Annotated in this window: 11 protein-coding genes; 5 read left to right on the forward strand and 6 right to left on the reverse strand. The window is 60.0% G+C overall.

The features are described from left to right. Nucleotides 1–162: 162 nt before the first annotated feature. Nucleotides 163–1506 (reverse strand): imelysin family protein, encoded by a 1344-nt coding sequence (locus tag FBY01_RS30875; RefSeq protein ID WP_145310992.1) that lies wholly within the window; start codon nt 1504–1506, stop codon nt 163–165. Nucleotides 1507–1738: 232 nt separating this feature from the next. Then, entirely contained in the window at nt 1739–3790 is a 2052-nt protein-coding gene (locus tag FBY01_RS30880) for a bifunctional diguanylate cyclase/phosphodiesterase (RefSeq protein WP_010457618.1), read from the reverse strand. A 1456-nt stretch (nt 3791–5246) separates the two neighbouring features. Here FBY01_RS30880 and FBY01_RS30890 point away from each other — a divergent pair. Continuing rightward, nucleotides 5247–5603 carry a DUF6124 family protein gene (locus FBY01_RS30890; RefSeq protein ID WP_145310994.1) on the forward strand — a complete coding sequence of 119 codons (357 nt, stop codon included), beginning with the start codon at nt 5247–5249 and terminating at the stop codon, nt 5601–5603. Between the two features lie 218 nt (nt 5604–5821). On the opposite strand, the gene FBY01_RS30895 is transcribed toward FBY01_RS30890, so the two are convergent. The 3 genes from FBY01_RS30895 to FBY01_RS30905 all read right to left on the reverse strand — a co-directional run bounded on the left by FBY01_RS30895 (nt 5822) and on the right by FBY01_RS30905 (nt 7605). Continuing rightward, nucleotides 5822–6418, reverse strand: coding sequence for a superoxide dismutase (locus FBY01_RS30895; protein WP_010457614.1), 597 nt, complete (start codon nt 6416–6418; stop codon nt 5822–5824). 176 nt (nt 6419–6594) lie between these two features. After that, complete coding sequence (locus tag FBY01_RS30900; protein WP_010457612.1) at nt 6595–7197, reverse strand: LysE/ArgO family amino acid transporter; 603 nt, start codon at nt 7195–7197, stop codon at nt 6595–6597. A 6-nt stretch (nt 7198–7203) separates the two neighbouring features. Beyond that, the gene (locus tag FBY01_RS30905; RefSeq protein WP_010457610.1) at nt 7204–7605 is read right to left on the reverse strand and encodes an ACT domain-containing protein; all 402 of its coding nucleotides are present in this window, start codon (nt 7603–7605) and stop codon (nt 7204–7206) included. Between the two features lie 95 nt (nt 7606–7700). Here FBY01_RS30905 and FBY01_RS30910 point away from each other — a divergent pair, with 95 nt between their 5' ends. The 4 genes from FBY01_RS30910 to FBY01_RS30925 all read left to right on the forward strand — a co-directional run bounded on the left by FBY01_RS30910 (nt 7701) and on the right by FBY01_RS30925 (nt 11628). Beyond that, nucleotides 7701–8600: a LysR family transcriptional regulator ArgP gene (locus tag FBY01_RS30910; RefSeq protein WP_010457608.1), complete on the forward strand. Its 900-nt coding sequence runs from the start codon at nt 7701–7703 to the stop codon at nt 8598–8600. Nucleotides 8601–8696: 96 nt separating this feature from the next. After that, nucleotides 8697–9689: an NAD(P)-dependent oxidoreductase gene (locus FBY01_RS30915; RefSeq protein WP_145310996.1), complete on the forward strand. Its 993-nt coding sequence runs from the start codon at nt 8697–8699 to the stop codon at nt 9687–9689. Nucleotides 9690–9810: 121 nt separating this feature from the next. Then, complete coding sequence (locus tag FBY01_RS30920; RefSeq protein ID WP_145310999.1) at nt 9811–10686, forward strand: ATPase; 876 nt, start codon at nt 9811–9813, stop codon at nt 10684–10686. A 93-nt stretch (nt 10687–10779) separates the two neighbouring features. After that, a complete protein-coding gene (locus FBY01_RS30925; protein WP_145311002.1) occupies nt 10780–11628 on the forward strand; it encodes a cache domain-containing protein in 849 nt (282 codons plus the stop codon). Nucleotides 11629–11735: 107 nt separating this feature from the next. Here FBY01_RS30925 and FBY01_RS30930 read toward each other — a convergent pair whose 3' ends face one another. After that, on the reverse strand, nt 11736–13253 hold the full coding sequence (locus FBY01_RS30930) for an MDR family MFS transporter (RefSeq protein WP_145311005.1): 1518 nt from the start codon (nt 13251–13253) through the stop codon (nt 11736–11738). Nucleotides 13254–13293 lie beyond the last annotated feature (40 nt).

Genomic DNA, 13293 nt, shown 5'->3' on the forward strand with positions numbered 1-13293 from the left:
CCAGAGTGATGTTTGCCCTGATGAAAAACCAAACCGAATACAAGCCAAATTCTATGTTTGGGTGTTCCCCCCAAACATAGAATCTCCCACAGTGGTCCGTGTCTGGCAGGCATGAAAAAGGCGACCCGAAGGTCGCCTCTTTAGTCACTCAGCCAGCGTTGATCAGAATTCGTGATCAGCGTTGTCCGGGTTCAGGTCGCTGATACCCAGTTTGCCAGCGGCGGCTTCGATCGAACCGGTCTGCTTGACCAGGGCGGCGATGGCGTCGCGCACGATCTGGTTGCCAGCGGTATTACCGGCGGCGATCAGCTGGTCGTAGTGCTCACCCTTGTTGGCGTGATCGACGATGACCTGCATCTTGGCTTCGGTTGCGGCCAGGTCGGCTTTCAGCGCGGTGTCGGCAGCCGGATCGGCTTTGGCCACCAGGGACGACAGGCTGGCGCCGGTCATTTTGGTGCCGTCTGCGCGGGTGTATTCGCCCAGGTACACGTTGCGGATACCCTTGGCATCGTAGAACTGCGAGTTATGGGTGTTGTCGCTGAAGCAATCGTGTTCGTCTTCAGGGGAGTTGGCTTCCAGGGAAACCTTCATGCGCTCGCCCGCCAGTTCGCCCAGGGACAGGCTGCCCATGCCGAACAGCATTTTGCGCAGGCCCGAATCAAACGGTTCCGCTTCCAGGGTGGCGCGGTAGTTGTCGGCCACGTTCGGCTTCCAGTTACCGACCATTTCTTCCAGGTCGCTGACCAGCAGCTGGGTCACGGACTTCAGGTAAGCGCGGCGACGATCGTTGTGACCGCCGGTGGCGCCTTTGCCTTCCAGGTAGTCGGAGGCTGGACGGTTGCCGGCGCCGGGGCCGGTGCCGTTCAGGTCCTGGCCCCAAAGCAGGAATTCGATGGCGTGGTAGCCGGTGGCGACGTTGGCCTCGGAACCGCCCAGTTCGTTGAGGCTGGCGAGTTTTTCCGGGGTGATGTCTTTGACGTCGATCTTGTCTTCGCCGACCTGCACCTGAGTGTTGGCGATGATGTTGGCTGTGGCGCCCGGGTTACCCAGTGCGTGTTCGTAGGATTTGTCGACGTAGTCAATCAGGCCTTCGTCCAGTGGCCAGGCGTTCACCTGACCTTCCCAGTCGTCGATGATGGTGTTGCCGAAGCGGAACACTTCGCTCTGCAGATAAGGAACGCGGGCAGCCACCCAGGCAGCCTTGGCGGCTTTCAGGGTGTCGGCGTTCGGCTTGGCGAGGAAGGCGTCGACGGCGGTTTGCAGGGTTTTCGCGGTGGATTCGGCATCGCTGTAAACGGCGTAGACGATGTCGGCGTAGTGCGCGACAACGGCTTTGGCGGCGGCTTCGTCGACTTTGCTGGTAGCGGCCGGGGCGGCAGCTGGAGCCGCAGCGGTGCTGGCGGCCGGCGTCGGCGTAGCGGCGTTCTTGTCTTTGCCTTCGCCACAACCGGCGAGGGAAATAGCGATGGCCAACAGACTGGCGGTAGCCAGAGGCATACGAATCATGGCGAACATCCTGCTTCGAGAGGGGGGTATGGCGCAGCGGGTGCGCAAAACTGCGACATAATGCAAATCTTTCGCATTATCTGTAAAGGGTTGTAGCTGGAAATATTTCTTATTCGTACAAGCGTTGTGTCGTGAGTCAAAAACATCGCAGCCCCGTTTCACTCGACAGCGGCTACAAGCACACGGACCCGTAGCAGCTGTCGAGTGGAACGAGGCTGCGATTGTTTGATCTCTACAAAATGGCTGCGTTACTGCGCTGCGCCTGTTTCAGGTAGGCGCTCAATTCCCGTGCCGGCAGCGGTTTGCTGTAGTGGTAGCCCTGACCTTCGTGGCAGCCTTCGGAGATGATGTAGGCCTCTTGCTCGGCGGTTTCCACGCCTTCGGCAATCACCTGCATGCCCAGGCTCTTGCCCAGCTGGATGATCGCCCGAACGATGGTGGCATCGTCGTCGTCATCGAGCAGGTCCTGCACGAAGCTCTTGTCGATCTTGATCTTGTCCAGCGGCAGGCTTTTCAGGTAGCTCAAGGACGAATAACCCGTGCCGAAATCGTCGATCGCAATCAATGCGCCGGAGCGGCGCAGGCTCAACAGATGCTGGGCGGCGGTGCTGATGTCTTCCATCAGGCCGGTTTCGGTGACTTCCAGCTCCAGGCTGCGAGGGGGAAGGCGGTACATCTGCAGCAGGTTGTTGACCACTCGCGGCAATTCGGCGTGGTGCAGTTGCACGGTCGACAGGTTCACCGCCATGCGCAGATCCGGGAAACCCTGATCGTGCCATTCGCGCAATTGCTTGCAGGCTTGATCCAGTACCCATTCGCCAATGGCGATGATGGTGCCGTTCTGCTCGGCGAGCGGGATGAACAGGTCCGGCGGCACCAGACCGTGTTCGGGATGCTGCCAGCGAATCAGTGCCTCGACACCCACCACCCGGTGATCGCGGTAGCTGATCTGCGGTTGGTAGACGAGGTAGAACTGGTCCCGCCGCAGGGCGTCACGCAGGTCTTTTTCCAGTTCCCGACGGCGACGCATCTCGGTGTCGACGCTGGCGATGTAGAACTGATAACGGTTGCGCGAGCGGGTTTTCGCCAGCGTCATGGTCTGCTCGGCTTTTTGCAGCAGTTTCTCGGTGCTGTCGCCGTCCTCGGGAAACAGGGTGATGCCGATGGTCGCGCGCAGGCGGATTTCCTGATGATCGAGGGCAAACGCCGCTTCCAGATCATCGAGAATGCTTTGCGCCAGTTCTGCGGCTTCGTAAGGTTGTTCGATATCGGCCTGGACCAGGGCGAACTGGTCACCACCGAGACGGGCGAGGGCGCCGAGGCGACCGCTGTGAGCGCGCAGACGATCGGCCAGGGCCAGCAGCAATTGGTCGCCGGTCTGATAGCTGAACTGTTCGTTGATGCCTTTGAAGTCGTCCAGGCCCACCACCAGCACCGCAACCCGACGTTGCAACTTACCGGCGTCGACCAGGATCTTGTCCAGTTGTTGCTGCAATTGCTGACGGTTCGGCAGACCGGTTAGGAAGTCGTACTGGGCCATGCGCAGCAGGCTGTTTTCCGCTTCGTGGCGCAGGTGGGTGTTGCGTTCGATGGATTCGAGCAACTGGTTGGCGGTGTTGATCCAGATCCCCAGTTCGTTCTTTTCGTGACCCTTGAGCAGTGGGATCTTGTGTTCGCTGGGGCGGTCCGGATTGATTTCGGTCAGGTGTTCTATGATGCGCGACAGAGGTTTGGTCAGCAGCCAGTGGTAGACCAGGTACAACACCAGGCCCATGGCGAGGGCGCGCAATACGCCGGAAATGAAGATGATCACCGAGTTGACGATGAAACCCTGCCCGTAGGTGGCGGTGTCGAGGGTGATGCTCAGATCGCCGTAATACTCGCTGTAGGGGCCGCGGCCGACCAGTTGGGTGGTGAAGGTGCGTTCCTTGCCAAGAATGAGATCGGTCAGCCAGCGGCTGTTTGAATGGTGCAACTCACGAGATTTTTGCGCGAGCATGGCTTCGTTGGGATGGCCGATGGAGGCCTGGCGCACGGCTTCGTCCTGGAACAGGCCTTCGATGACCTGCATGCCCATTTCCCGATCCAGGCTGTAGACGGCCTGGGTGGAGGGGTCGCGGAACATGTCGAGGATGCGTTGTGCATCGTTGGCCACGGCCTGGCGTGTTTTATAGGCATCGAAAACGATCTGCGCGCAGCTCAAGACTACGCCGACGATCAATGCCGACAGGAGCACGACCCGGAGCAACTTCACCGACAAGCTGTTCTTGAGTTCCAGCTTCAAAGGGTTATTCCTTGTTCCGTGCGGGTAGCATCAAGTTGCCATGAGTATTGGCAATCCCGTGATGGCAGTCAAAGGGACATTCAATCTCATGGTTTTTTGCCTGCAGCTTGGCAGAAAATGCTGTTGTTTTGAGTATTTGCCCTATTAGTACTGTGTCGGTAGTTGGGTCCTTCAACTTGAGGGGGATTGGGACTATTTTTCCTTTTGTTGATGTTAGCCTGCTGTGGCGGGGGGGCAAGGGGCTGAATGCTGGTTTCATTGTCGGAGATTGGCTTGGGTTCTGCTGGTGTCCGCATTTCAACTGTGGGAGTGAGGCTGCTCGCGATGGCGGCCTTCGGGCCGACCATGTTGTGGTTGACCGGGTACATATCCGTTTCTGCGGTAACGGCGGCTGGAGGTTTCGCCCTTACGGCGAGTCCCTTTTGTCAAACGCCACAAAAGGAACCAAAAAGTCTCGCCCCAAGCGTCCGGCCCCTCGCTAAGGCTCGGCGTTCCTTCGCTCCGGTATCCATCCGGGGACACTGCCCTCCGGTCTGCTTCGCGACGACCTACATGCAGCGTGTTCGACTGCGTCGAACGGCGCTGCGCGCCACTCCCCGGATGAACACCTCCACTCAGCCTCCCGAAAGGGGCGGGTAGATCAAGATCAAGAGCAGGCGAGCTAACGCTCGGCCTAATGAGTGGTGAAGAGCGAAGCGTTTACACCGAACCCCTTGTAGGAGCGAGGCTTGCCCGCGAAGGCGGCCTGACAGCCGACCAATCTCTTTTCAGGTACCCCCATTCCACTGTAGGAGCGAGCCTGCTCGCGAAGGCGGCCTGACAGCCGACCAATCTCTTTGCAGGTACCCCCATTCCACTGTAGGAGCGAGGCTTGCCCGCGAAGGCGGCCTGACAGCCAACCAATCTCCTGCAGGTACCCCCCATTCCACTGTAGGAGCGAGCCTGCTCGCGAAGGCGGCCTGACAGCCAACCAATCTCTTGCAGGTACACCCATTCCACTGTAGGAGCGAGCCTGCTCGCGAAGGCGGCCTGACAGCCAACCAATCTCTTCCTGATGCCTCCCGATTGATCGTTCCCATGCTCCGCGTGGGAATGCCGCCCGGGACGCTCCGCGTTCCATTTTTGTGTGTTGAACGATGTGTAAAAAACTCAGCGTTTTCCCACGCATTTTTCAGGTTGCCGGGTAGGAAGCGTGTTCTCTAACCTCTGGCTGTCGCTGAAAACTCAGCGACCGGGTGTGAGAGCCCGTAGAGGTTTTAATACAGCGCCAGTACCACCATAATTGCCGCCAGCTTATCCGCTGCCTGCAAGTTTTTTATGGCGGCTGTGTGCGGGCAGACTTCGGTCTGGCCGGGTCTATTCCTCTACCGGTTTCTCACTCCGCACATAGCTGCCTCCCCTCCGTCGCGTGAGAAACGACGGGTGATGGCACCCGTTTGATTAGAGGAATTTCAGTTTGGATAAGTTAATCCCCGACCCACCCGTCAACACTGCACCCACCACCGAAGCCGAAACGCTCCTCAAAGACCACGAAGCCATAAAACGCGCCCTCGACTACTACCTCGACCCGCCAAACCAATACCTCGAAAAACCCCGGCGCCCCAGCACGATGTTCATGATCGCCCCCGACATGGACACTGAAAGCCTCCTGGTCCAAGCCTGCGAGTCCCTGGCTTCGGCCAGCGTCATGGCCAGCGATTTCGCCTCGAACCTGATCGGCCCGCAGCGCAACACCGTGCTGGCAATCCAGCAGATCATCATGCTGGCGGAGTTGGCGGTGAACCGGGCGCTTGATAACGTCGATCCGGCATAGCATTCCAGAGACCGCGTCATCGTTCTTCGCGAGCAGGCTCGCTCCCGCAGGAGATCGAGCGGGTTTTATTAAAGGGTGTGTTCACTGTGGGAGCGAGCCTGCTCGCGAAGGCGGCCGGGTAGTTGATTCGATGTTTAGAGCGACACACGGCAGTGAATACTTCCAAAGCCCATAAAAAAACCCGGCATAAAAGCCGGGTTTCTTGTCTGGCGTCGAGCTTAAGCCTTGAAGGTTTTGCCTTCAAATTGCTCAGCCACGAATTTCCAGTTGACCAGGTTCCAGAACGCTTCGACGTATTTCGGACGAACGTTGCGGTAGTCGATGTAGTAAGCGTGTTCCCAGACGTCGCAGGTCAGCAGCGGGGTGTCGCCGCTGGTCAGCGGGTTGCCGGCGCCGATGGTGCTGGCCAGGGCCAGGGAACCGTCAGCCTTTTTCACCAGCCAGCCCCAACCGGAACCGAAGGTGCCGATGGAGGTTTTGCTGAATTCTTCTTTGAACTTGTCGAACGAACCGAAGGAAGCGTTGATGGCTTCAGCCAGTGCGCCGGTTGGTTGACCGCCGGCGTTTGGCGCCAGGCAGTTCCAGTAGAAAGTGTGGTTCCAGACTTGAGCGGCGTTGTTGAAGATGCCGCCCGAGGAAGACTTGACGATTTCTTCCAGGGTCTTGCCTTCGAACTCGGTGCCTGGCACCAGGTTGTTCAGGTTCACGACGTAGGTGTTGTGGTGCTTGTCGTGGTGGTATTCCAGAGTTTCCTTGGAAATGTGCGGCTGCAGGGCATCGTGTGCGTAAGGCAGCGGCGGCAATTCGAAAGCCATGATGATTCTCCTAATCAGGTCAGTTGCGGTGAGCGCAAGGCCGATCACGGGCGGCCAGACAAGCGCCGGGGAGTTTGTACTCTTTGCGGCGCATCGGATCGGATCATAGCACCGGGGGTGCGGCATAACCACGCAACAACTGTGTGGGATAGAGGTTCCAGAGCCTTTTGGAATAATCAGCTGGCGACGATTAATTGAAACGCCACGGCAAACATCATCACCGCCACCAACAGATCAAGAATCCGCCAGGTGCTGGGCCGTGCCAGCCAGGGTGCCAACCATGCCGCGCCGAGTGCCAGAGTGAAAAACCACAACAACGACGCACTGGCCGCCCCCACGACATAAGCGCCGGGCTCGGTTTGCTGCGCGCCGAGGGAGCCGATCAACAACACGGTATCCAGATAAACGTGCGGGTTGAGCAAGGTGACGGCCAACGCGCTGAGCATCACCGCACGCAGTGAGCGCACCGTCTGGTTTTCACCTTGTTGCAGGCTTTGTTTCGAGCACGCCCGACGCAGCGCCTGACTGCCATACCAAATCAGAAATACCGCGCCACCCCAGCGGGCGACCGCCAACAAGGTCGGGTTTTGCGCCAGCACCGTCGCCAGCCCGAATACCCCGGCGGCCACCAGCAAGGCGTCGCAGGTGACGCACAGCGCCGCCACCGGCAGGTGATGTTCACGTCGAAGGCTCTGCGCCAGCACAAACGCGTTCTGAGTGCCGATCGCCATGATCAGCCCGGCGGCCACCAGCAGGCCGTTCACATAGCTTTGCCACATAAGGGTTTACTCCGCGTTGGCTGCCAGGTCGCGCAACACGTGCATTGCGCGTTGAGCATCGGCCTGACCGACGAATAAATGGTCGTGGTAGTAACCGGCGATCACGTTGCAACTGATGCCGGCCTGACCCAATGCCGTGGCGAAGGCGGCGGTGAGGCCGACGGCTTCGAGGGCTGAGTGCACGTTCAAGGTGATCCAGGCCGCGACGTAGTCGAAGCTGAAACCGGCCTGCTCGGCGAGGGAGCGTTCGAGAATGACGGTCAGCCCCTCCTGCTCGCGAAAGCTGCCGACGATCGCGAGGCCGGCGGGCAATTGGCCGTCGCGCAGGGTGCAAAATACATATTCACCCTCGTTGAGGTGCGGGCTCATGCTGCGCAGCAGGGTTGCCAATGAAGTTTCGCCAGCCATGTCGGTGATCCTGTTCAAGAGTGCTTACTGGCTATTCTCCGGTGCAACGCGGTATAAGAAAAACCAATCATGCTGATCGCTCATTAGGAAAACTGATGTTCGACTATAAATTGCTGTCCGCCCTGGCCGCCGTGGTCGAGCAGGCCGGGTTTGAACGTGCGGCGCAGGTGCTGGGCTTGTCGCAATCGGCGATCTCCCAGCGCATCAAGCTCCTGGAAGCGCGGGTCGGCCAGCCGGTGTTGGTGCGGGTCACGCCGCCGGCGCCTACCGAGATTGGTCGGCGGCTGCTCAACCATGTCCAGCAGGTGCGTTTGCTGGAACGGGATCTACAGACGCTGGTGCCGGCGCTGGACGAAGAAGGTCTGCCGGAACGTCTGCGCATCGCCCTGAACGCCGACAGCCTGGCGACTTGGTGGGCCGCCGCCGTCAGTGATTTCTGCGCCGAGCAACACCTGCTGCTGGACCTGGTCGTCGAAGACCAGACCGTCGGCCTCAAACGCATGCGCGCTGGCGAAGTGGCCGCGTGCATTTGCGCCAGCGAGCGCCCGGTGGCTGGCGCACGTAGCGTGTTATTGGGTGCCATGCGTTATCGAGCGTTGGCCAGCCCGGCGTTTATCGCCCGGCATTTTCCTGAAGGCGTGCGTGCTGACCTGCTGGCGAAAACCCCGGCGCTGGTCTTCGGCCCGGACGATTTCCTGCAGCATCGTTACCTCGCATCCCTCGGGGTCGATGGCGGATTCGAACACCATTTATGCCCGTCGTCTGAAGGCTTTATCCGCCTGACCGAAGCCGGGCTTGGCTGGGGCCTGGTGCCCGAATTGCAGGTGCGCGAGCAGCTGGAGCGCGGTGTCTTGCAGGAGCTTTTGCCAGATAAGCCCATCGATGTGCCGCTGTACTGGCATCATTGGCGCAATGGCGGTCAGCTACTGGGGTTGCTGACCGATCAATTGGTGCGTTCGTCGAAGCAATGGCTGGTGCCCTGGAAGCAGCCATAAGCGTCAAGCTGCAAGCCGCAAGTGAAGCGCTTGCGGACCGTTTTTAACTTGCTGCGTGTAGCTTGATGCTCACCGCTGCATTTGTTGGAGCACTACATGAAAATTCTGGTTACCGGCGCAAGCGGCTTCATTGGCGGACGCTTTGCGCGTTTCGCCCTGGAGCAGGGCCTGGACGTGCGGGTCAATGGTCGCCGGGCCGAAAGCGTCGAACACCTGGTGCGCCGTGGCGCCGAGTTTATCCCGGGCGACTTGAGCGACCCGGAACTGGCGCGCGAGCTGTGTTCCGATGTCGAAGCGGTGGTGCATTGCGCCGGCGCGGTCGGTTTGTGGGGACGTTATCAGGACTTTCATCAAGGCAACGTGCAGGTCACTGAAAACGTGGTCGAGGCCTGCCTGAAACAGCGGGTCCGACGCCTGGTGCATTTGTCGTCACCGTCGATCTACTTCGATGGCCGTGATCATCTGGGGCTGACCGAAGAACAGGTGCCTAAACGTTTCAAGCATCCCTACGCCGCCACCAAATTCCTCGCCGAGCAAAAGGTCTTTGGCGCACAGGAGTTCGGTCTCGAAACCCTGGCCCTGCGCCCGCGTTTCGTCACCGGGGCGGGTGATATGAGTATCTTCCCGCGGCTGCTGAGCATGCAGCGCAAGGGACGCCTGGCGATCATCGGCAACGGCCTGAACAAGGTCGACTTCACCAGTGTGCAAAACCTCAATGAAGCATTGCTCAGCAGCTTGCTGGCCAGCGACTCGGCCTTGGGCAAGGCCTACAACATCAGCAACGGCACGCCTGTGCCGCTGTGGGACGTGGTCAATTACGTCATGCGCAAGATGGAAGTCCCACAAGTGACGCGCTACCGTTCCTACGGCCTGGCCTACAGCGTTGCCGCGCTCAACGAAGGGGTGTGCAAATTGTGGCCGGGCCGTCCCGAGCCGACGTTGTCACGACTGGGCATGCAGGTGATGAACAAAAATTTCACCCTGGACATCAGCCGCGCCCGGCATTATCTGGACTACGATCCGAAAGTCAGTCTCTGGACGGCCCTCGATGAATTCTGCGGCTGGTGGAAAGCCCAGGACATTCGCTGACTTTTGCAGTGACAAACCTGCCAGCACTGAACCGAGTTTGGCGTTGAGGGTCAATCGCTGCGGCCGTGGGGTTTATACTCGCTGCCTATAGCCATCACCGCGTTCCACAAAGGTTGACTCAATGTCCATGCGTAACGATGCCAACGACGACTTCGATGATGTTCCAAGCCTGCGCGCCGACGTCCCCGATGACGATGATTTTCCGACCTCGAAACGCACCTCCGTGCATTCGCGCACGGCGCCGGTGGTCAAAGTCAAAAGCGCCAGCACCGGGCCTCTGTGGGCATTGGTCGGCGCTTTGTTCTTCGCATTCGCTGGCCTTGCCTGGTGGAGCTTTCAGCAGATTTCGCTGATGGAACAGCAACTGGTGGCCACCCAGGAAAGTTTCGCGCGGATCAGTGAGGATGCGGCGGGACGCTTGCAGGACATTTCCGGCAAGGTGGTCGCCAGCCAGACCAACGTCACTAGCGACAGCGAAGCCCTGAAGTTGCAAATCAAGCAGCTGGAAAACCAGTTGCAGGACCAAAGCAAGCAGCAGCAAGGTGTGGTCGGTCAGACCAGCGACCTGGACAAGCGTCTGGCACAAATGACCGCGCAAACCACCGACCTGGACAAGCGCCTGGCGCAGATGACTGCCCAGAGCACCGAACACCAGGCCGCCAACGCGCAATTGCAGGCGCAGGTCAAAGCCTTGAGCACCGAGTTGGCTGCGCTGAAAAGCGCCCCGGACGACACCAGCAAATTCGACGCCCAGCTCAAAAGCCTCGGCGCCGACATCGTCGCGCTGAAAAAACAGGGCAACCCGAGCGCCGCCATCGAGCGACTGGAACAAGACATGATCGTGCTCAAAAGCCAGCAGGACAACCGCCCTGCAGCAGCGCAAGGCGTCACCAATACCGCCGAGTTCGATGCCTTCCGCGGCCAGACCACCCGCAACATCAACACCCTTCAGGCGCAGATCCAGAATCTGCAGCAGCAACTCCGCGCAAGGCAGTAAACCTTCGGCAGCTGCTACAAGGGCCTGAAAATTCGTACATATCCCATAGCCGTCTACGCTCTTGAAACACCGACAAGAACGAGGGGATGCGCTATGGGGGTTCTGCACAAGTGGGCCGTGTTGGGGTGGATGCTGTTGTTGTGTCTGGGGCAGGTTCAGGCGGCTACGGCGGAAAAGGATGACAGCCAGGCGGCCAAAGCCTTGCTGGAAAAAGCCCTGGCCTACTACCACGACAACGGCGACAAGGCGTTCGCGGCGTTCAGCCGTCAGGGCGAGTTTGTCGACAAGGATCGTTACGTCTTCGTGGTCGATACCAAGGGCGTGATGCTTGCCAGTGGCGGGCCGTCTTCGGCCTTGATCGGGCGTGATGTGACCGAAACCCTGGGACCGGATTTGCAGAAGGCCTTCAAGGACGCCTTGAAAGTGCCGGAGGGCAATGGCATCCAGCAGGCCGAATACCGCTGGCAGAACTGGTCCGACGGCAAGGTCGAGCGCAAGCATGTGTTCTATCAGCGCGTTGGCCAGCGGATTCTGGCCGTGGGTTACTACCTGCCACGGGCGTCGGCGGAACAGGCGATGGCCTTGCTGAACAAAGCGGCGACGGATCTGGCCAAAGACGAGAAGGGCACGCTGACTGCGATCAACTCCCTCAAGGGCGGCTACTTGCAGGATGACCTGTACGTGTTCGTCGTTGACCTCAACACCCAGCGTTACGTGGCCCACGGTACCAACCTGCGGTTGATCAATACCGACTTCGGCAAGATCAAGGACCCGGAAGGCAAACCGGTGGGCGAGCCGATCCTGGCGTTGATTGCCAAGCAGGATTACGGCGAATACGAATACCGCTGGAAAAACCCGGTCACCAACAAGGTTGAAGACAAGCATGCCTACCTGAAAAAGGTCGGGCATTTTCTGGTGGCGGTCGGGTATTACAGCCCTTGATTCATCGGTGACTGTGAGGACGCTTTCGCGAGCAAGCCTCGCTCCTGCAGGGATTGCGCTTCACCTGTAGGAGCGAGGCTTGCCCGCGAAGGCCGCGACTCGGTCTATCACCGAACCTTATCTTCCCGCCCCCGCAACACCCTGTTCGGCATCGCAACAGCCGCCGCCAACCCCAGCAACGACACCGCCGCACTGACCATCAGCAAATGCCTGAACGTCAGCGCCAACTCGGCGCGCAAGGCGTTCTGCGCCTCCCCCGGTGCAGCGTTCAAACCGTCCAGCAACACATTCCCTGAACGGCCCTCGGCAATCATCGACGAACCGGCCAGGTGGGCGAAGCTCGAATCCTGCAGCAGCGCCAGCAGCAGCGCCGACATCAATGCCACCCCCACCGCGCCGCCCAGCGAGCGGAACAGGTTGGTGGTGCTGGTGGCGACGCCGATGTCCCGCTGTTCCACCGAGTTCTGCGTCCCGACCAATGACGTCGGGAATTGCATGCCGCTGGCAATGCCGCTGAGCAACATAAACAGACTGCTGAGCAAGAACGCCTGGGGCGGACTGAAAGCCATGCCGAGAATCGAGATCGGCATCAGCACCGCCCCTGCCAGGATCATCGGTTTGTAGCGCCCTGTTACCGAGGTGCGGCGTCCGGCGAAATAAGCCCCGATCGGCAAGCCCATGGCCAGCGGCAACAGGTGCAGCGCGGCGCTGTCGGCCCCGGCGCCGGTGACGCTCTGGAAGCGCAGCGGCATCAGCACGATCAGCGAGATGGCCTGGAAACTGGTGAAGAAAATCGTGCACCAGCACAGGATCGCGTTGCGGTTGGCAAACAGGTGCATCGGCAGCAACGGCTCCCGCGCCCGGCGCTCATGCCAGACGAACAGCGCCAGCACCAGCACCGCGCACCCGAGCAGGCCCAGCACTTCGGCGCTGCGCCATGAGTGGCCCTGACCGACTTGCGTGATGCCCAGCAGCAAGGCGGTCAAACCGATAATCATCAGCAACGTGCCGAGGTAATCGATGATCGGTTGGCGTTGTGGCACGGGCAAACCCACCAGTGTGCGATTGGCCACCAGCCAGGCCCCGATGCCCAGCGGCAGGTTGATCAGAAATACCCAGCGCCACGACAGGTATTCGGTCATGTAACCGCCGAGCACCGGGCCGGCCACACTCGCCACGGCGTACATGCTGCTGAAATAACCCTGATAGCGACCGCGCTCCCGGGGCGGGACGATATCCCCGATGATCGCCTGGCTGACCGAAATCATCCCGCCCGCACCGATGCCCTGGATGATTCGCGCCAGCACCAGTTGTTCCATGCTTTGGGCCATGCCGCAGAACAGCGAGGCGAGGGTGAACAGCCCCATTCCGAACAGCATCAACTTGCGTCGGCCGTACAGGTCGCCGAGCTTGCCGTAGATCGGCACCGCCACGGTCATCGCCACCATGTAGCCGGAAATCACCCAGGCCAGCAGGCTGACGTCCTTGAATTGCGCGGAGATGGCCGGCATGGAAACGGCGACGATGGTCTGGTCCAGTGCGCCGAGAAAGATCGCCAGCATCAGGGCGATCAACACGCTGCGAATAGCCGGTTTAGGCGTTTCAGGCTGGTTGAGATTGGTCACGGTGGAACCTGCGGGCAGTGAGTGTCCCGCACGAGGCAAT

The organism is Pseudomonas sp. SJZ077 (genome assembly GCF_007993905.1).
Taxonomy (GTDB): Bacteria; Pseudomonadota; Gammaproteobacteria; order Pseudomonadales; family Pseudomonadaceae; genus Aquipseudomonas; species Aquipseudomonas mandelii.